14 protein-coding genes are annotated in these 19,771 nt (G+C 66.8%); 7 read left to right on the forward strand and 7 right to left on the reverse strand.

All coding sequences use genetic code 11. The features are described 5' to 3' along the window. Positions 1-31: 31 nt before the first annotated feature. The 4 genes from ptsP to cysK form a co-directional block, all read right to left on the reverse strand. Positions 32-1,705, reverse strand: coding sequence for a phosphoenolpyruvate--protein phosphotransferase (gene ptsP / locus KUV81_RS17715; protein ID WP_222545220.1), 1,674 nt, complete (start codon positions 1,703-1,705; stop codon positions 32-34). A 36-nt stretch (positions 1,706-1,741) separates the two neighbouring features. Then, positions 1,742-1,999 carry an HPr family phosphocarrier protein gene (locus KUV81_RS17720; RefSeq protein ID WP_222545221.1) on the reverse strand — a complete coding sequence of 86 codons (258 nt, stop codon included), beginning with the start codon at positions 1,997-1,999 and terminating at the stop codon, positions 1,742-1,744. A gap of 73 nt (positions 2,000-2,072) precedes the next feature. Continuing rightward, the gene (locus tag KUV81_RS17725; RefSeq protein ID WP_222545222.1) at positions 2,073-3,626 is read right to left on the reverse strand and encodes a methyl-accepting chemotaxis protein; all 1,554 of its coding nucleotides are present in this window, start codon (positions 3,624-3,626) and stop codon (positions 2,073-2,075) included. Positions 3,627-3,774: 148 nt separating this feature from the next. After that, positions 3,775-4,746, reverse strand: a complete 972-nt coding sequence (cysK, locus tag KUV81_RS17730) for a cysteine synthase A (RefSeq protein ID WP_222545223.1) — start codon at positions 4,744-4,746, stop codon at positions 3,775-3,777. Positions 4,747-4,967: 221 nt separating this feature from the next. On the opposite strand from cysK, the gene KUV81_RS19880 reads away from it, so the two are divergent. Continuing rightward, positions 4,968-6,152, forward strand: a complete 1,185-nt coding sequence (locus tag KUV81_RS19880; protein WP_222545224.1) for an RDD family protein — start codon at positions 4,968-4,970, stop codon at positions 6,150-6,152. A 105-nt stretch (positions 6,153-6,257) separates the two neighbouring features. Further along, positions 6,258-6,698 (forward strand): hypothetical protein, encoded by a 441-nt coding sequence (locus tag KUV81_RS17740; RefSeq protein ID WP_222545225.1) that lies wholly within the window; start codon positions 6,258-6,260, stop codon positions 6,696-6,698. A gap of 58 nt (positions 6,699-6,756) precedes the next feature. On the opposite strand, the gene KUV81_RS17745 is transcribed toward KUV81_RS17740, so the two are convergent. Further along, positions 6,757-9,081 carry a carbohydrate binding family 9 domain-containing protein gene (locus KUV81_RS17745; protein WP_222545226.1) on the reverse strand — a complete coding sequence of 775 codons (2,325 nt, stop codon included), beginning with the start codon at positions 9,079-9,081 and terminating at the stop codon, positions 6,757-6,759. A gap of 119 nt (positions 9,082-9,200) precedes the next feature. Beyond that, the gene (gene cysZ / locus KUV81_RS17750; protein ID WP_222545280.1) at positions 9,201-9,953 is read right to left on the reverse strand and encodes a sulfate transporter CysZ; all 753 of its coding nucleotides are present in this window, start codon (positions 9,951-9,953) and stop codon (positions 9,201-9,203) included. A gap of 168 nt (positions 9,954-10,121) precedes the next feature. Here cysZ and smc point away from each other — a divergent pair, with 168 nt between their 5' ends. The 5 genes from smc to KUV81_RS17775 all read left to right on the forward strand — a co-directional run bounded on the left by smc (position 10,122) and on the right by KUV81_RS17775 (position 19,137). Then, on the forward strand, positions 10,122-13,580 hold the full coding sequence (gene smc, locus KUV81_RS17755; protein ID WP_222545227.1) for a chromosome segregation protein SMC: 3,459 nt from the start codon (positions 10,122-10,124) through the stop codon (positions 13,578-13,580). Between the two features lie 30 nt (positions 13,581-13,610). Further along, positions 13,611-14,597, forward strand: a complete 987-nt coding sequence (gene zipA / locus KUV81_RS17760; protein WP_222545228.1) for a cell division protein ZipA — start codon at positions 13,611-13,613, stop codon at positions 14,595-14,597. A 70-nt stretch (positions 14,598-14,667) separates the two neighbouring features. Continuing rightward, entirely contained in the window at positions 14,668-16,698 is a 2,031-nt protein-coding gene (gene ligA / locus KUV81_RS17765; RefSeq protein WP_222545229.1) for an NAD-dependent DNA ligase LigA, read from the forward strand. A gap of 365 nt (positions 16,699-17,063) precedes the next feature. Further along, the gene (locus KUV81_RS17770; protein ID WP_222545230.1) at positions 17,064-18,308 is read left to right on the forward strand and encodes an HD-GYP domain-containing protein; all 1,245 of its coding nucleotides are present in this window, start codon (positions 17,064-17,066) and stop codon (positions 18,306-18,308) included. 16 nt (positions 18,309-18,324) lie between these two features. Next, a complete protein-coding gene (locus tag KUV81_RS17775; RefSeq protein ID WP_222545231.1) occupies positions 18,325-19,137 on the forward strand; it encodes an NAD(P)H-binding protein in 813 nt (270 codons plus the stop codon). Here the strand turns inward: KUV81_RS17775 and KUV81_RS17780 are convergent. Further along, positions 19,112-19,744, reverse strand: a complete 633-nt coding sequence (locus tag KUV81_RS17780) for a helix-turn-helix transcriptional regulator (RefSeq protein ID WP_222545232.1) — start codon at positions 19,742-19,744, stop codon at positions 19,112-19,114. The two genes, KUV81_RS17775 and KUV81_RS17780, sit on opposite strands and share 26 nt — an antisense overlap. Positions 19,745-19,771 lie beyond the last annotated feature (27 nt).

Raw genomic sequence — 19,771 nt, forward strand, 5'->3', positions numbered from 1 at the left:
GGGGAGTCCGAGTCTCAATGTTAGCTGAAAATCATCTGCTCACACAATCATTTAACAGCGCCATCAGGTCCCGTTTGTGGCTGCAGTCCAGGGCCTGGTTGAGCAGGGCCTTGCCCTGGGCGTGACGATACTGGCTGAGCTGGTACTTGATCTCGGCGCTGCGGGAGGGGGTGATGCTGAAGCTGCGCAGCCCCATGGCCAGCAGCAGGGGCAGGGCGCGGGGCTCGGAGGCCAGCTCACCACAGAGGGAGAGGGGCAGACCCAGGGCCTTGGCCTGGCGGCTGAGCTGGTGCAGCAGGCGGATCATCGCCGGACTCAGCTGAGGGTAGTGGGGGCTGACATTGGGGTTGTTGCGGTCCGCCGCGTAGCAGTACTGGGCCAGGTCGTTGGTGCCCACGCTGGCAAAATCCAGTTGCGGGGCCAGGGCGTCCAGCATCAGCACTGCCGCCGGGGTCTCCACCATGATCCCCACCGGCAGTTCGGGGTTCATCCCCAGCTCCGCCTTCACCTGGGCCAAGAGCGCCAGCACCGCATCCAGCTCCTCCGGCTGACCGATCATCGGCAGCAGCAGCTTGACCGGGGATTCCATCGCCAATCGAACGATGGCCGCCAGCTGGGTCTTCAGCCGCTCCGGCTGGGCGATCCCCAGGCGGATGGCCCGCTGGCCCAGGGCGGGATTGCTCTCCGCCTGGTTGAGTCCCGGCAGGGTCTTGTCGGCGCCGAAGTCGAAGGTGCGGATCACCAGGGGGTGGCCGTCGAGCTGGCGGGCGATCGCCTTGTAGAGGCTGAGCTGGCGCATCTCGTCCGGCCAATGCCCCTCCGCCATGTAGAGAAACTCGCTGCGCAGCAGGCCGATGCCGTCCAGGTGGCACTGGCGCACCTTTTCCGCCTCCTCCACCGAGCCGATGTTGGCCCCCAGCCAGACCCGCTCTCCGTCGGCGGTGAACGCCGGTTGCCGGACGCAGGCCTGGTAGCGCTGGCGGCGCTGCTGCCACTGGGCCAGGGTGGCCTGGAACAACGTCAGATCGGCGTCGTTGCTGGCCAGGGTCAGCTGGCCCTTATCCCCATCCAGCAGGCCCGCTTGATCGGACAGGCGCTTGAGGGCGTCCTGCAGCACCACCGTGGGGATCCCGGCGCCGCGCAGCAGGATCGCCAGGTGGTCGTCGTAGTTGCCCTGCTCCAGCACCACGCCACACAGGTGGGTCTTGGGCAGGTGGATGAACTCGGCGGCGGTGAGATCGCTGGCCACCAGGATGCTGTCCTGGTCGAGGCGGGTGGGCAGCCCCTGGCTCTGGCCGGCCAGGCGCCGGCTTAGGCGTTGCCCCAGGCAGTGGATGTCTCGGCCCCGGTGGGCCAGTTGCGGCTCCTCCAGCTCGGAGAATTGGGCGGCGTAGTCGGTGAACACCGCCAGGCAGGCCTGGGCGGCGCTGAGCCCTTCGCTGATCCGCTCATCGATGGCGGCCTTGAGCTCCGGGTCGGACAGCAGCAGGTGATCCGCCTCCAGCAGGGTGCGCTGGCTGTCGCTCAGGTCAGGACGCTGGGCCAGCTCAGCCAGGGCCTGGCACTCCAGGGCGAGGCGCTCTTCCAGCTGTCGATGGGGGTCGCCGTGGCGGCGCTGGGGGGCGTCGGTCTGGGGCCGACACAGGTGAAGTCGCCCCAGGGCGAGGCCGGGGCTGATGGCAAAGGCGGTAAAGACTCTGGACATTCCGTGTCCCTCGCTGGTGGGCCTGAAGGCCCGGGGTTAGGCCAACTCCTCGAGCAGCGCGGAGATGGACGCCACCGCGGTTTCCGCCTTCTCCCCCTGGGCACTGACGGTCACCTCGGCTCCCTGGGTCAGGGCCAGGGTCTGCAGTTTAAACAGGCTCTTGGCGCTGGCGCGGCGGCCCTGGCACTCCACCAGGATGTCGCAGGGAAAATCCTGGGCGGCCTTGACGAGCAGGGCCGCGGGGCGGGTGTGGATCCCGTAGGGCGCAGTGATGGTGACGGTCTTTCGAAACATACCTGGGTTACGGCTTAGGCGTGATGGCGCCAAGGATACTGACGCCATCACATCAGGTCAAATCGCCGCCAAATCAAGTTCGAAACTGCCCCAGTTGGCCGGTCAATCGGCCCCCCATCGCCTTGAGTTCGTCCGCGGCGCCCAGGTGGCTCTGGCCCGCCTTGGCGGCGGCCTCGGTCAGCTCGGCGATGGTGTGGACGTTGCGGTTCACCTCGGCGCTGACCTGGCTCTGCTCCTCGGTGGCGGTGGCGATCTGGCCGTTGCGGTCCTGGATGGCGGTGACCGCCTCGATGATGGCGTCCAGCGCCTGGTTGGCCTCCTCGGCCTGGCGGGAGAGGGCCTGGAACTGGTCCAGGGAGCTGCTGGCGGCGTCGGTCACCTGGCCCACTCCGGACTGGATGTTGTCGACGATGGCGCTGATCTCGTTGGTGGAGTCCTGGGTGCGGTTGGCCAGGGCGCGCACCTCGTCGGCCACCACCGCGAAGCCGCGGCCGTGCTCGCCGGCCCGGGCGGCCTCGATGGCGGCGTTCAGCGCCAGCAGATTGGTCTGCTCGGCGATGTTGCGGATCACCTCCAGGATCCCCCCCACCTCGGCGCTGTGGCGGGCCAGCTGATCGGCGGTCAGGGCGGTCTGGTTGAGGTCATCCGACAGGGATTGCACCAGGGCGTGGGTACCCTGGACGGCGCCGCGGCAGGTGGCTACCTGGTGGTGGGCGCCATCGGCGGCGTCGGCGGCCTGCTGGGCGGACTGGGCCACCTCCTCGGTGCTGGCCAGCATCTGGGTCATGGCGCTGGCCACCGACTGGGTCTGCAGGTGCACCTGCTCGCCGGTGGCCTGGGACTCGCCGGCCAGGGTGGTGAGGTGGTGGGCGCTGTCGCTGACGCTGACGCTCATTGGCTGCAGCTCCCGCATCATCTGGGCAATTTTGCCGGTGAAGCGGTTAAACCCTTCGGCAAAGCGGCTCACCTCATCGTGACCGGCGGTGTCCAGACGACGGGTGAGATCCCCATCGCCATCGGCGATCTCGCCGATGGCCTCGATCGCCTCGTTGAGGGGGCGGGTGATGGAGTAGTTGAGCAGCAAAAACAGCGACAGCAGGGGCAGGGCCAGGAAGGTCAGGAACAGGGCGTAGGTTTTCACCACCGCCATCATCTGGGCGTCCACCGCCTCGCCATCCCCCAGCAGCACCAGCAGGCCATCGTCCAGGGCCCGGGCGCTCAGCCAGTAGTGGGTGCCGTTACGCTCAAACTCGGTGTCGAAGCCGCGGTTGGCCTTAATGGCCGCCAGCGCCTGGGCCAGCGGTGCCTGGCCGGCGTCATCCTGCCACTGGGTGACCCGGGCTGGGGCCCCCTGGCCCAGTCGGGCCTCGCCGTCGAGGCTGAACAGCCAAAGTGGGTGCTCACCCTGCTCCAGGCGCTGCCAGCGCTCGGCGCTGAGCTCAGTGCCCGCCAGGGCCCGGCTCAGGGTGTCGGCCAGCTCCTGCACCTGGTGGTGCTGCTCCTGCTCCAGTTGGGCCCGCTGTTCGCTCAGGCCCAGGTAGGTGTAGATGAGGGTGCCGCCGGCGGCGATCCCCAACAGCGCCAGCAGGCGCAACGAGATGGATAGGCGGCGTAGCAGCGCGATCATGTCTGTCCCTAATACTAGATATACGGCTGTTCTATTTAACGAAATTGATGCCCGGAACGAAAAGGCCCGGATCAAAGATTTGCCAAATAGGCACACAAAAAAAGGGGTAACCAAGCGGTTACCCCAAAGGCAAGGTAGAACAGGGAAGTTACTGAACGTTCTCCGCTTCGGTGAAGATGCCGGCGAACAGGGCAGAGGAGAGGTAACGCTCGGCGGAGGAGGGCAGCACCACCACAATGGTCTTCTCCTTGAGCTCGGGGTTGGCCTCCAGCAGCTTGTTGACCGCCACCACGGCGGCCCCGGAGCTGATCCCGGCCAGGATCCCCTCCTCCTTCATCAGGCGGTGGGCCATGGCCATGGCCTCGTCGTTGGAGACGGTGATCGCTTCGTCCACCATCTCCAGATCCAGGTTGCCGGGGATGAAGCCGGCGCCGATCCCCTGGATCTTGTGCGGGCCCGGGGTGAGCTCTTCGCCCTTGAGGGCTTGGCTGATCACCGGGGAGTCTTCCGGCTCCACCGCCACCACGTGGACCGCTTTGCCCTTTTGCAGCTTGATGTAGCGACCGACGCCGGTCAGGGTGCCGCCGGTGCCGACGCCGGCGACAAAGACGTCCACCTCGCCGTCGGTGTCGTCCCACACCTCGGGGCCGGTGGTCTGCTCGTGGATCGCCGGGTTGGCGGGGTTCTCAAACTGCTGCAGCAGCACGTAGCGACCCGGATCGCTGTCGCGGATCTCCTCGGCCTTGGCCACGGCGCCCTTCATCCCCTTGGCGCCTTCGGTCAGCACCAGGGTGGCCCCCAGGGCCTTGAGCAGCTTGCGGCGCTCCAGGCTCATGGTGTTGGGCATGGTCAGGGTCAGGGGGTAGCCACGGGAGGCGGCCACAAAGGCCAGGGCGATGCCGGTGTTGCCGGAGGTCGGTTCGATGATCTCCTTACCCGGACCCAGCACGCCGCGTTTTTCCGCGTCCCAGACCATGTTGGCCCCCAGGCGGCACTTCACGCTGAAGGAGGGATTGCGGGCTTCGATTTTCGCCAGCACCTTACCGTCGGTGACCCGGTTGAGGCGCACCAGCGGAGTGTTGCCGATGGAGAGGGAGTTGTCGTCGTAGATCTTTGCCATGGTTGCATTCCTGCCAAAATAGGGGCTCAGTGCGCATCCGCGCAGTTAAGGCTTAGCTTAATCTTTGAAATGGCGCGAGGAAGTGCTTGTTCGTTATGCCTTATTCCCGAAGGTAATTACCTTAACTCTTTTTATATACAACGGCTTGGAGTGGCTTACCGGACGCTGGTCTCGGCGCAACCCTGTGGTAACGTTGGATTCACAACAGGAAGGAGCCTGACGTGAGCCAACCAAAGCCCGATCCCAAAGACCTCATCACCCCCGATGCGTTCCAGATCCACTCGGCCCTGCTGAACCGGCCTTTGGCCTCCCCCTGGCAGCGGGGGCTGGCGATGGCGCTGGATCTTTTGGTGGTGGCCATCCTCACCGGCTCCGGCGGGCTGCTGTTCGTGATCCTGGTGCTGGCCACCTGGCGGATGCGCAAGCGCCAGTGGAAGGCGGGCACCTGGGCGTTGTACGGGCTCTATTTTCTGCTGGTGGTCTCCATGGTGGCGCCCCTGTACCACTGGGTGAGCGACTGGGGGACGCCGACGGCCCCCGTGGTCACCACCGATTCAGGCAACGCACTGGAGATCAACGACCCTGCGGCGGCGGTGGGGGGCGCCCTGGCGCTGATCCGGGCGGAGACCTGCGAAGACCGCGCCTGCCTGGCGGGGGTGATCGACGAAGTGGGGGGGCTGGCCAAGCAGCTCGAGGAGGTCGAGCGCCAGGAGCTCTACTGGGAGCTGCTGGACAACCTGCCCCAGGCGGAGCGGGAGGCGGCCAAACCCATGCTGCAGGAAGCCCTAGGAGTGGGTCAGGCCCTGGTGGCGGCGCCGGCCACGACGAGCGCAGCAGCGCCGGAAGAGACGCCCGAAGAGGCGGGTCGCCCAGTCGGTGAGGTTGCTGTCGATGGGGCGGACGGTGGCGAGGCCCAGCCCGAGCCGGATCCGGTGGCGGAGCTGGAGGCCCAGTTGGCCCGGGAGAAGTCCCGCCGCCAGAAGCTGCAGAAGCAGGTGGCGGAGTACGAGGAGGTGGGCACCAGTCCCCTGGCCTGGCTTTTGGGGGCCATTAAGGACATGGGGCTGGGGTTCGGTCTGGCGGCCTTCTACTTCACCGTCTTTGTGGCCTGGTTCGATGGCCAGACCGTGGGCAAGAAGCTGACCCGTTGCCGGGTGCGCCAGCTCGATGGCACGCCGCTGTCCCTGTGGGACGCCTTTGGCCGCTACGGCGGATACGGCGCCGGCATCGCCACCGGGCTGCTGGGTTTTGTACAGATCTTCTGGGACGCCAACCGTCAGGCGATCCACGACAAGATCGCCGCCACCGTGGTGGAGGATTTGCGTCCCCGGGCGCGGCTCAAGGCCCGCCGGCGCCGCCACCGCCCCCTGCCGGACAGTCCGGCGCCGGCAACTGATGGCACCTAAGCGGCTTTTTTGCCTGACTCATCAATTCGCAAGCGCCCCTTCGACTAGGCTTTAGGGGCTTTGGGCCATGGTGACCCGAAGCCAACCAAAAAGTGAGGTTGGGCGATGAACACCCTTTTTCGAGCGGCCCTTGGGGCCATGATGCTACTGGCCTGTTTGGGTTCGGCAAACGCCGCAGAGCGCAGCTGGGACAGCGGCAGTGTCTGGAACATCACCTACGTGGAAACCCATCCGGGAAAATTCAACGATTACATCGGTGATCTGCGCTCGGTGTGGCGTCAGTTCCTGGACGCGCAAAAAGCGGACGGATTGGTGCTCTCCTACAAGATGCTGAGCGTGGCCGCCCCCCGGGACGGGGAGCCGGATCTTATCCTGATGGTGGAGTACAAGAACTGGGCCGCCTTCGACCGCGGCGTCGAGTATTTCGAGGCCCTCTCCACCAAGATCATGGGTTCCATGGACGCCACCCAGCAGGCCAATGTGCAGCGGGGGGAGTTGCGCACCATCCGCAGCCAAGTGATCGCCCAGGAGCTGACCTTCAAATAGGTCCGCGGGCAGCAAAAAGGGGACGGCCTGGCCGTCCCCTTTTTCGTGTTGTCGTCCCTCAGATGAGCCAGGCGTAGCTGAGCTTCATAAAGTAGGTCTGGCTGTCCTGGGTCAGGTCCGGCTCGCTGTCGTCGGCAAAGCGACCGTCGGAGAAGCCGGCGTAGAACACCGTCTGGGGGTTGAGCTTGTAGCCGTACAGCAGTTCGGAGGAGAGGCGCTGGTAGTTGGCGTCCACCTCGTCGTAGCGGTAGAGGCTGGGGTCCCGGTCGATGTGGGTGTAGATGGTGGACAGGCGCACGAAACTGCGCACGCTGAACTGCCAGGTCAGGCGCAGATCCGACAGGTTGGCGGTGAACAGGGTGCCGCCGTCCACGTCCAGCTCCCGCCAGTGGTGGCGCAGGTGGGCGGTGAGCGCCCGGGTGGGCTTCCAGTTCACCCAGCCGTTGAGGCGGGTGAGGGTGCCCAGCTGGTTGTTGGCAAAATCGATCTCATCGCCGTAGCGCACCCCGACGCCGAACTTCACCGGCTTGATGGGGCGCACCTCGCCGTAGAACCCGGCAAAGGTTTCATCGAACCGCGGCGCGTTGCCGGCCACCGCCAGGCTGCTGCCGTCCTCCCGCTGGCCCACCCGCTCGCGGGTGACGGCGTACCACTCCAGGAAGCTGTCGTAGCGGCCGGACAGGGCGAACTTGGCCTCGGCTTCCTGCTCCAGCAGCTCCCCGGCCATATTCTCGCTGCGGTCGATGTCGCCGGACAGCTCCACCTCGTGGAAGAAGCGGTTTTCCGGGTACCAGAGCCGGCCGCCGCCCAGCACCGCCTTCTCGAAATCCACCCGCTCGATAAAGCCCAGATCGGCGCGAAAATCCTCGTCGGCGCGGTAGTAGTTGGCGTAGCCGAACCAGTGGCGGGACTGGTAGTTGTAGGCCAGGCGCAGCAGCTGGCCCTGGAAGGCGTCGTCGCTCAGGGTTCGCAGCACCTGCTCGTTGTAGTCGCAGTCACCGAACTCGCATTGGGCGCTGTCCGGGGCGCTGCAATCGTCGCCGTCGCAGAACTGCTGGGCCAGGTCGTCCGGGTAGCGGGTGTCGCTGTAGAGCCACATGGCGTCCAGCCGGTGCTGGTCGTTCAGCTCCCAGCGCAGATCGGCACCGGTCATGGCGTTGTGGTACTGATCGCTTTCCCGGAAGGTGCCGATCACCCCCGCCTGCCAGCCCTGGCCGCTGTCGTACAGGTAGCGGCCCGCCAGGTTGTCACTCTTGCGGCCCAGCTCGGCGATGCTGGAGCCCAGGTTGCCGGGCACCAGGAAGTTGGTCTGCTCGTCCCGGGTCTGCAGCAGGCCGTAGACGTGGTTGCCCCGCTGGCCGGTAAGCTTGGTGCCGAACTCCGGCTCCGCCAGGTTACGGGTGTGCACCAGGTTGAGCTGGGTGGCGAAGTTGTCGGCGTTGTCCAGGTAGAAGGGGCGCTTCTCCGGGTAGAACAGGGCGAAGGTAGTGTTAACGTCGAGCTGGCCGGCGTCCGCCTCCACCTGGGAGAAATCCGGGTTGATGGTGAGGTTGAGCAGGGTGTCCGGGGTGATCCCCCAGCGCAGATCCAGCCCCGGCTCCAGCTCCTCCTCCCGGTTCCAGGGGCTGTCGCCGTCGTCCCGGGTCTCCATGCGGTTGGCGGTCAGCGACGGGGTGATCTGCAGCTGGTTGCCCGGCTCGGCCCCCTCGAAACCACTGGCCAGGCCCATCTGGCACAGCCGGCAGGCGATGTCGCGGTCCACCGGGGTGGCCGCCAGGCGGTAGTTGTTCTCCCGGGGGTAGAAGCGCACCAGCTCAATGCCCCACTGCTGGGTGTCCTGCCGGCTGTCGAAGTTGAACAGGCGCAGGGGCAGGGCCATCTCCACCTGGTAGCCGGTGTCGGTCAGGGCACCGGCGCTGTGCCAGATCCCATCCCAGGCGTCGCTCTCCCGGCCGGTCAGCTCGTTCTCGATGCTGTCGTGCTGCACCCCCATGGGGTTGACGAAAAACTGGTAGGCCAGGCGGGCCTGGTTCCAGGTGTCTAGCTTGATCCCCACCATGTCGTCGCCCCAGCTCTTGTCCCTGTCAGTCAGGTGGGCGCGGATGCGGCTGGGTTCGGGGTCCTCGGCGATGAAGGCCACGTAGAGGGTGTCGGCGGTGGCGATAAGCCGCGCCTCGGTGGGCACTGGCGCCGGGGCGTTCTCCGCTGGCCGGGTCTGCAGAGTCAGGGGCACCTTCACCGCCTGCTGCCAGGCGGCTTCCGACAGCACGCCGTCGATCACCGGGGCCTGATCGGTCTGGGGAATGGTGATGTGAAGACGCTCCTGGGCGTGGAGGGTCAGGGGGAGCAGCAGGGCTGCAAGGGGGAAAAGACGAGTCAACATCCTGTTAAGTCGTGGTTATTGTTATTGGCGCCATTGTGCCACAGGGGGCGGCAAAGTCCGGCGCCAAAGGTTAACCAAATGTAACTTAACTGCCGGGCGGGGGATCGCCCGGCATGACATCAGATGCGGCGGTGCACTTCCCGGTACTGATCCACCCACAGGGCGGTGGCGCCGCAGATGGCCACCGGCATCAGGATGAGGTTCACAAAGGGGATCATCGCCATCACCGCGGCGGTGGCGCCGAAGGAGAAGCTGCGCCAGCGCTGCATTCTCAGGGCACTGCGCATGCGGTCGAAGGGCACCTTGTGGTTGTCGAAGGGGTAATCCAGGTACTGGATCGCCATCATCCAGGCGGTAAAGCAGAACCAGAGCACCGGCCCCACACCGGGGATGAAGAAGAGCACCAGCAGGAACACCAGGGCCCGGGGCAGGTAATACCACAGTTTGGTCCACTCCCGGCCAATCAGGCGCGGGGTGTCCTTGAGCAGGTCCAGCACCCCGCCGGTGTCCACCGGCTGGCCGGTCAGCCGCTTCTCCACCTGCTCCGCCAGCAGGCCGTTAAAGGGGGCGGCGATGAAGTTCATGATGGCGGTGAAGGTGAAGGCGGCGCTGACCAGGATGCTCACCCCCACTAGGGGCCAGATCAGCCACTCCAGCCAGTGCAGAAACTCCGGCATGGTCCCCACCAACTGCTCGATCCACACCCCCATCTGCTGAAACAGGAAGTAGAAGGCCACGGAGAAGAGCACCAGGTTGATGGACAGCGGCAACACCACGAAGCGGCGCAGCCCCTTCTGACGAATGAGCTCGAAGCCCTTGATAAAATAGCTGACGCCACTGCTGCCCTGGGGCAGCACGGTGTCCTGACGAATGGGGTCGTTCAACAACGGATTGCGCTCCTAGCGGTAAGCCATGGGGTCATTGTGTTGCTCAGCGTAGCATTCGGTCAACATCCATAGCATTTCAGGCTGTTACAAATTACATGCCCATTTGGTAGAGTGGCAGCTTCCCAAGTTTCAGGATCGCCTCGCCCCAGCCTTATGCGGCTCAAACAGATCAAGCTCGCCGGATTCAAGTCCTTCGTGGACCCCACCAAGGTGCCCTTCCCGGACCAGATGACCGCCATTGTCGGCCCCAACGGCTGCGGCAAATCCAACGTCATTGACGCGGTGCGCTGGGTGCTGGGGGAGAGCAGCGCCAAGAACCTGCGCGGCGACGCCATGACCGACGTCATCTTTAACGGCTCCAGCGGCCGCAAGCCGGTCTCCGTGGCCAGCGTGGAGCTGGTGTTCGACAACAGCGCCGGTCGCCTCGACGGCCAGTACGCCAGCTACGCCGAGATCTCGGTCAAGCGCCAGGTCAATCGCGACGCCCAGTCCAGCTACTTTATGAACGGCAACAAGTGCCGCCGTCGCGACATCACCGATCTCTTTATGGGCACCGGGTTGGGGCCGCGCAGCTACGCCATCATCGAGCAGGGGATGATCTCCCGGCTGATCGAGTCCAAGCCCCAGGAGCTTCGGGTGTTCATCGAGGAGGCCGCCGGGATCTCCCGCTACAAGGAGCGCCGGCGGGAGACCGAGAACCGCATCCGCCACACCCGGGAGAACCTGGAGCGCCTCACCGACGTGCGCAGCGAGCTGGGCACCCAGATCGAACGGCTGCGCCGCCAGGCGGACGCCGCCCGACGCTACCGGGAGCTTAAGATCCAGGAGCGCACCCTGCACGGAGAGTTGCTGGCCCTGCGTTGGCGGGAGCTGAGCGGCCGCATGGGGGAGCTTGAGGCGGTGATCCAGGAACTGGAGCTGAAAAAGGACCAGTTCGAGAGCGCCAGTGCCGGCGACAGCGCCACGGTGACCGCCCTGGAGCAGCAGCGGTCGGATCTGGCCGCCGAGGTGGAGCAGAGCCAGCAGAAGCTGTTTGCCCTGGGCAGCCAAATCACCCGCTTGGAGCAGCAGATCCTCCACAGCCGTCAGCGGCGTCAGCAGCTGGAGGATGAGATCCGCCGCAACCAGGTGCAGTCCGCCAGCGCCGAACAGAGCCTGGCTCAGCTCTCCGAGGAGGAAGCCGAGCTGGAGGAGAGCCTGGCGATGCTGGCCCCGGAGCTGGAAACCCTGGCCGAAGGGGTGGAGGAGCTCTCCCTGACCCTGGAGGAGGCCCAGGAGGCGTTCGATGCTTTAAGCGATCAGCGAGACGCCGCCCGGGACGCCCAGGCCCAGGCCCAGCGCGCCGCCCAGGTGGCGGCCACCGAGGCGGCCGGACTGGAGCGGGAGGGCCAGCAGCTGGCCAGCTCCGCCGCCCGTCTGGCTCAGCAGCTGACCCAGTGGGATCCGGCGGCCCAAGAGGCGGCCCTGGCGGCAGCCGAAACCGCCCTGGCGGACGCCGACGCCCTCCAGGCCCGGGAGGCCGCGCGCCTGGCCGAGGCGCAGCAGCAGCGCGAAGCGGCGGAGCAGGCCTTCGAGCAGGCCCGCAGCGAACGCGAAGCGGCGGCCCGGGAGCATGGCCAGCTGACGGCCCAGCACGCCTCCCTGGCCACCCTGCTCAAGGCCCGGGAAACCCGGCTGCCGGCCCCCTTTGATGCCCTGCCGCGGGCCTGGCAACAGTGGACCATTGAACCGGGCTGGGCCACCGCCGTGGAGCAGGTGCTCAGCCGCACCCTGCAGGCGGTGGTGGGCGGCGACGAAACTGAACTGCCCGAGGGGCTGGCCCGACTGAGCCCCTGTGACACGGCAGCGCAACCGGCGGCCCACCCCTGGCCCCGGCTGCTGGACACCATTCAATCCCCCTTTAACCTGAGCCCCTGGCTGGCCCAGGTCTACTGCGCCCAGACCGAATCTGAGGCCCGCCAGTGGCTGGCCGAAGCCGGCCCCGGGGTCTCCGTGGTGCTGCCCTGCGGTCGCTGGCTGGCCCAGGGGTTCGAGGCGGCCCCCGGTCAGGGGGACGAGCGCCCCCTGACCGAACTCAAGGCCCAGTGGGAGCAACTGGCGCAGCAGCTGGAGGCCCAGGCCGAGGTGTTGGCCCAGGCCGAGCAGAACGTGGCCCAATCCCAGCAGCGCAAACAGGCGGCGAGCCAGACGGAGGAGCAGGCTAGGCGGGAAGCCCAGCAGGCCCGGGAAGCGCAGCTCAATGAGCAGAACCGGGTGGACAACCTGCGGCAAAACCTGGCCCAGCAGCGTCAGCAGCGGGATCTGCTGGCGGAGCAGCAGGAAGAGCTGGCCCTGCGCCAGGAGGAGAACGAGGCGCGCCAGCTGGAGCTGGAAGCACGGCGCGAGCAGCTGGAGCTGGACCAGGAACAGGCCGAGCAGGCCCTGGTGACCATTGAGCAGCGGGCTGAGGCGGAGCGTCAGGCGGTGCGGGCCCGGCAGAGCCAGCGGGATCAGCAGCAGCAACAGCTGCAGCAGCTACAACTGACGGTGCAGGGCCAGCAGGCCCGCCTGCAGGGCATGGCCGGCCAACGTCGCCAGGCCGAGGAGGCCCAGGGTCAGTGGCAGGAGCGCTGCGAGTTGGCCCGGGAGGAGCAGGAAGCCCTGGCCGAACCCCTGTTGGAGTACGAGGAGAGCCTGGCCGAGGAGCTGGCCCAGCGGGTGGAGCTGGAGGCGGAGCTGGCCACCCGGCGGGACCGCCTGGAGGAGGTGACCCAGACCCTGGCCAGCCTCAACGACTCCCAGCGGGGCCAACAGGCCCAGATCCAGGAGCTGGTGGCCCAGCTCAGCCGTCACCAGCTGGAGTATGAGGGGCTGCGGGTGCAGGCCCAGGGCCAGCTGGATCTGTTGGCGGAGTCCGAGATGCAGCTCAAGGGGATCCTGGAGACCCTGAGCGCCGAGGCGGCGGTCAACCAGTGGCAGACCGATCTGGAGCGGGTGCGGGAGCGCATCAAGCGCCTGGGGGCCATCAACATGGCCGCCATCGAGGAGTACGAGCAGCAGGCCCAGCGCAAGGCCTACCTGGATGAGCAGGATGCGGATCTCAACCAGGCCCTGGAGGTGTTGGAGTCGGCCATCCGCAAGATTGACCGGGAGACCCGGCAGATGTTCCGGGAGACCTTCGACAAGATCAACGCCGATTTGAGCACCCTGTTTCCCAAGGTGTTCGGCGGCGGCAGCGCCTACCTGGCCCTGACCGACGACGATCTGCTCAACACCGGGGTCACCATCATGGCCCGGCCGCCGGGCAAAAAGAACAGCACGATCCATCTTCTCTCTGGTGGTGAAAAGGCATTGACGGCATTATCATTGGTGTTCGCGATTTTCCGCCTCAACCCGGCGCCATTCTGTATGCTGGACGAGGTGGATGCGCCGCTGGATGATGCCAACGTCGGGCGCTTCTGCCGGCTGGTGAAGGAGATGTCCGAGACGGTGCAGTTCATCTTTATCAGCCACAACAAGGTGAGCATGGAGATGGCGGATCGCCTTACCGGGGTGACCATGCATGAGCCGGGGGTTTCCCGGATCGTCGCCGTAGACATCGAAGAGGCCGCTGCCATGGCCCTTATGGGATAAACGAGTTAGGTTCGACACGCTATGGATGATATGCGCGTAGTCTTTATTGTGGTGGGCCTGTTGGCCATCGTGGGTTTGTTGGTGCACGGGCTCTGGTCCTTGAGGCGCAACAGCCCCGCCAAGATCCGCAACCGCCGCAGCCCCGCGCCGAAAAAGCGTGCCACCGACCCCCGGGCCGACGAGCCCGTTATTGAGCCTGCCGAGCCCCAGGTGGAATCGGAGCCGGTGGTCCCCGCCACCCCGCCGCAGCAGGCCAGCCTGCTGAACGACGAACCGGTGACCGCCCCGAGTCGGCGCCCCGCCCAAAGCCGGGCTCCACGGGCCCCGCGTCAGGAACCCACCCTGGGCGGCGATCAGATTGAGCTGGGCTTTGGCGAGCCGGAGCGGTCCGACGAGGAGGAGGCGATGGCGCCCATCAGCCTCAAGGAGCTCGAGGCGGAACTGGCCCGGGAGGAGGCCCGGGAGGAGGCCCGTGAGGAGGAGCAGGCGCAGCAAAGCCGCGCCGCCCCCGAGGCCAAACCGGCCGCCGAAATCGAGACGGCTCCGGAGCCGGTGGCCGAGCCGGCCCCCAAAGCCCAGGCGGCCCCGGCCGAGCCGGCGGACCCGACCGACGTCCTGGTACTGCACGTGGTGGGCAAAAGCGGCCCCATCGCCGGGGCGGAGCTGTTGCCCAACCTGCTGACCATGGGCTTCAAGTTCGGTGAGATGGAGATCTTCCATCGCCACCAGAACAGCGCCGGTACCGGCCCGGTGCTCTTCTCCCTGGCCAACATGGAGAAGCCCGGCACCTTCAACCCGGACCAGATGGAGCAGTTCACCACCGACGGGGTGGCGCTCTTTATGACCCTGCCCTGCAAGGGGGATCCCCGGGTCTGCTTCTCCATGATGGAGGGCGCCGCCAAGGGGCTGGCGGACCTGCACGACGCCGAGGTGCTGGACGATCGCCGCAACCCCTGGACCTCCCAGACCCAGGAGGGCTACGTGGCCCGAATTCAACGGGCGGAGCAGCCGGCCTGAGGTCGCCTGCCACCGCCCCCAAGGGCCGCCAACCGGCGGCCCTGTGTGTTTCTAACCGCCGAAGAACGACATGACTCAAGCGAAACAGCGCATCGACCAGCTCGCCGAGCAGCTGAACCACCACAACCACCAGTACTACGTGCTGGACAACCCCAGCATTCCCGACGCCGAGTACGACCGGCTGATGCGGGAGCTGATCGACCTGGAGAAGGCGCACCCGGAGCTGCGCCGGGCCGACTCCCCCAGCCAGCGGGTGGGGGGCGCCCCCTCCGGTCAGTTCGCCTCGGTGGCCCACCTCAAGCCGATGCTCTCCCTGGACAACGCCATGGATGAGGCGGAGTTCTCCGCCTTCCACCAGCGCCTAGCCGATCGCCTGGGCCAGAGCGAGATCCGCTACAGCGCCGAGCCCAAGCTCGATGGCATCGCCGTCAGCCTGGTGTACCGGGACGGCGTGCTGGAGCGCGCCGCCACCCGGGGGGACGGCACCACCGGCGAGGAGATCACCGCCAACGTGCGCACCATCAAGTCGGTGCCCCTGCGACTGCAAGGCAGCGGCTACCCGGCGCTGCTGGAGGTGCGGGGCGAGGCCTTTATGCCCAAGGCGGGGTTTGAGGCGATGAACGCCAAGGCGATGGCGGCGGGGGAGAAAACCTTCGTCAACCCGCGCAACGCCGCCGCCGGCAGCCTGCGCCAACTGGACAGCCGCATCACCGCCGCACGCCCCCTGGCCTTCTACGCCTACGCCGTGGGCGTGGTGGAGGGGGAGGACACCCCCATGGCCAGCAGCCACAGCGCCCAGCTGGCCCAGCTGGGCCAGTGGGGTTTGCCGGTCAGCGATCTGGTCACCGTGGCCGAGGGGGAAGCCGAGGCGCTGGCCTATTTCCGCCGGGTGGGCCAGGAGCGGGACCAGCTGGCCTATGAGATCGACGGCGTGGTGATCAAGGTGGACAGCCTGGCGGAGCAGGCCACCCTGGGCTTCGTGGCCCGGGCGCCGCGTTGGGCCATCGCCTGCAAGTTCCCCGCCCAGGAGGAGATGACGGTCCTCAAGGACGTCGAGTTCCAGGTGGGCCGCACCGGCGCCGTCACCCCGGTGGCCCGGCTCGAGCCGGTGTTTGTTGGTGGGGTGACCGTCTCCAACGCCACCCTGCACAACGCCGATGAGATCGAGCGCCTGGGGGTCAAGATTGGGGATACCGTGGTGATCCGCCGGGCCGGTGACGTGATCCCGCAGATCGTTTCTGTGGTGGCGGACAAGCGACCGGCACAGGCCCGCGACATCGTGTTTCCCAGCCAGTGCCCGGTGTGCGACTCCAAGGTGGAGCGCTTCGAGGGCGAGGCGGTGGCCCGCTGCTCCGGGGGCCTGTTCTGCGAGGCCCAGCGCAAGGAGGCGATCAAACACTTCGCCTCCCGCAAGGCCCTGGATGTGGACGGTCTGGGTGACAAGCTGGTGGAACTGATGGTGGATCAGGAGCTGGTGTCCACGCCGGCGGACCTGTTCGGCCTGTCCGCCTCCCGGCTGACCCTGCTACCCCGCATGGGCACCAAGTCGGCACAGAACCTGGTGAATGCCCTGGATGCGGCGCGAACCACCACGCTGCCCCGTTTCCTCTACGCTTTGGGGATCCGCGAGGTGGGGGAGGCCACCGCCGCCAACCTGGCGCGCCACTTCCGCACCCTGGAGGCGCTGATGGCCGCGGACACCGAGCAGTTGATGGCGGTGGATGAGGTGGGGGAGGTGGTGGCCAAGCACCTCTACTACTTCTTCCGTCAGCCCCATAACCTGGAGGTGATCCAGGCCCTAACCGATCCGGCGGGGGCCAACGTCCACTGGCCGGCCATTGAGGCGGTGGCCGAGGACGCCCAGCCGTTGAAGGGGCAGACCTGGGTGCTGACCGGCACCCTGAGCCAGATGGGGCGCAGCGACGCCAAGGCGGCCCTGGAAGCCCTGGGCGCCAAGGTCAGCGGCAGCGTGTCCAAGAACACCCACACCCTGGTGGCCGGTGAGAAGGCCGGCTCCAAGCTGACCAAGGCGACGGAGCTGGGGGTGGCGGTGCTGGATGAGGCGGGCCTGCTGGCCCTATTGGCCAGCCACCAAGGTTAAACGTCAACGGCGGCCGAAAGGCCGCCGTTGTTGATTCGGGCAGAAAAAAGCCGGTGGCGTGGCCACCGGCGAACGGGAATCAACCCATTACCACAACCGTCCCGAGGGGGCGGGATGAGGGGTCGAGGACAAAACGGAAAAACCCTACTGCGGCACTGTGACGAGCCAGGGAACGGGATTACCCTATCACCTGTGAATATTGTATGCAATATAAAGGCGAGAGGGAGATGGCCCGGAAACGGCGCACGGCGAACGGGCCAAACAAGGGGGATGCTTGTTGCCGTTCCTGGGCTATAATCGGACGCGAAACAGTGTGTTGGGCAGGACTGCCCGGGCACGGGCCAGGGAATACAGGGTGGACAGTTATGGCGGTCAGGGAGTGCAAGATCCCGGTGAACCAACTCAAGCTGGGGCAGTCGATCCGCCTGCCCCTGGCGTGGAAAGAGCACCCCTTCCTGTTCAGCCGGTTCCGCTTAAAGGATCCCGCCCAGATCCAGTTGATCCAGCGACTGGGCCTCAACCACGTGTTCCTGCAACTGGCCGAGGGCGAGCCCGCCCCCCAGTTCGACCTGCCCTCCACCCCCCAGTCGCCCCCCGCCCAGCTCGACCAAAGCGAAGTGCGCCGCCAGCAGGCGGAGCGGAACGCGGTGGCGGAGGAGAGCCGGGTCTACCGACGCCTGCTCAAACGCTGCGAGCAGGCCTATGGCCAATCCCTGGAGCAGGTGCGCAGCAGTTTCACCCGCATGCCCACGGCCCCGGAGCGGGCCTACGCCGACTGCAGCCTGGTGGTGGATGAGATCCTCACCCAGTTCGACGCGGCGGGCAGCGATACCGTGCTGCAACTGGTGGCCGCCAACCAGGAGGGCACCATGCAGTTTCATGGCCTCAACGTCTGCGTGGTGGCCATGGTCCTGGGCAAGGCCCTGGGGCTGGAGGGGCCCAGCCTGCGGGAGCTGGGACTGGCAGCACTGATCCACGATGTGGGCAAGCTGAGGGTGCCCAGCACCATTCTCAACAAACGAGCCCCCCTGACCAGCGCCGAGCAGAACTACCTCAAAGAGCACCCCAAACTGGCGCTGGAGCTGGTCAAGAACACCCCCTTCGCCACCAAGCCCATCCAGGCCATGGTGACCGGGCACCACGAATACCTGGACGGTAGCGGTTACCCCCGGCGCCTGGCCGGCAAGGCAATTACGCCCCTGACCCAAATTCTCACCATCGCCAACGAGTACGACAGCCTGGTCAACGGCACCACCAAATCGCTCCCGCCGTACCAGGCCCTGGCCTATCTGTTCAAGCACCGCGGCGACCAGCTCAACGCCACCTTCCTGCAAACCCTGGTCAAGACCATCGGCGTCTACCCGCCGGGCACCTTGCTCAAGCTGGAGAACGAGCAGGTGGGCAAGGTGATCAGCAGTGAAGCCTCCCAGCCGCTCTACCCGACGCTGATGCTCTACGATCCGGAGATCCCCAAGAAGGAGGCGCCCATGGTGAGCCTGGAGATGCTGGATCTGAAGATCGCCGGAGTGCTCAAGGCCAGCGAACTGACCGAAGCCCAGAGCCACTACCTGGATGTGACGCCGGCGGTGGCCTACTACGTGCGCCGTTAGGCCCACAGGAGTCTCAATGCAATCCCTCTCCATCATCGGCTGCGGCTGGCTGGGGCTCGCCCTGGCGGAGCAGCTGCAAAGCCAGGGCTGGCCGGTGCGCGGCAGTGCCCGCCAGGCAGATACTCTGGCCCGCCTGAAGCTGCTGGGCATTCCGGCTTACTCCCTGAGCATCGGCACCACCCTGGACGGCGACGATCTGGCCGGGCTGTTCCAGGCCGAGGCGCTGTTCGTTAACGTGCCGCCGGGCCGCCAGGCCCAGGACAACAGCTACGCCGACCGGATGGCGCTGCTGGCCGAAGCTGCCTGGCAGCACGGGATCCGCCGGGCGCTGTTCGTCAGTACCACCGCGGTCTACGCCCCGGGGGAGGCGGTGGATGAGCTAGGGGCCCTGGATGAGGGGCCGCGGGCGGCGGCAATGCTGGCGGCGGAGCGGGCGATGGCAGCGCGGTTTGGCGCCGGGCTGACGATACTGCGGCCGGCGGGGCTGGTGGGGGGCGAGCGCCACCCCGGGCGCTTCCTGGCCGGACGCCAGGGGTTGCCGGGGGCCGAGGCACCGGTGAACCTGGTGCATCGGGAGGACGTCATCGGGGCCGTGGTGCGGGTGCTGGAGGCGGAGGCCTTTGGCGAGGTGTTCAACCTGTCGGCGCCGGGCCACCCCAGCCGGGGGGCTTTCTATCCCTACGCGGCCCAGGCCTTGGGCCTGCCGGCGCCCACCTTTGGCGATGCCCCCATGGCCATCAAGCGGATCGACGGCTACAAGATCTGCCGCCAGCTGGGGCTGGTCTACCGCTACCCGGACCCCTTCAAGATGCCGCCTTTGCCGGCGTGATCCGGTAGGCGCAGCGGCTGGCGCCCCCCAACAGGTGCTCGGTGCGGGTCACCTCGGCCTCTGGGGCCAGCAGGCCCTGGAACAGCTCCAGTTCCTGTCGGCACAGCCCCTGACAGTGGCGGGCGGCGGCGCAGATGGGGCAGTGATCCTCCACCAGCAGCCAGCCCTCCTCCTGGGGCAGGACCCGGGCCATGTAGCCCTCCTGGTGGCGCAGTTCGGCCAACCTTTCGACCCTCTGGGACAAACTTTCGCAGTCGGAGAGTGTCTGAGAGTACAGGGTTTTCTGACTCTCGGACCGGTGCTGGATCAGGCGGTCCAGGCCGGCGTCACCGAACAGGTCCTGCACCGACTCCAGCAGCTGGAGGGTGAGGTCCTGGTGACGATCGCCAAACTCCCGGTGGCCCGCGTCGCTCAAAAACCAATGACGGCTGGGTCGGCCGGGGCCCTGGCGACGGTCCTCAAACTGGACCAGGCCGCGCTGCTCCAGCTTCTGCAGGTGCTGGCGCACCCCCATGGTGGTCAGGGCCAGCGCCTCGGCCAGGGGGGCCAGGGGAGAGGGGCCTCGCTGTTTCAGTAAAAACAGGATCTTACTCGCGGCTGAAGACATGGTGCACTCCGAACGGGACCAGGCTCC

The organism is Ferrimonas balearica, assembly GCF_019802085.1.
In the GTDB taxonomy this organism is placed as follows: domain Bacteria; phylum Pseudomonadota; class Gammaproteobacteria; order Enterobacterales; family Shewanellaceae; genus Ferrimonas; species Ferrimonas balearica_B.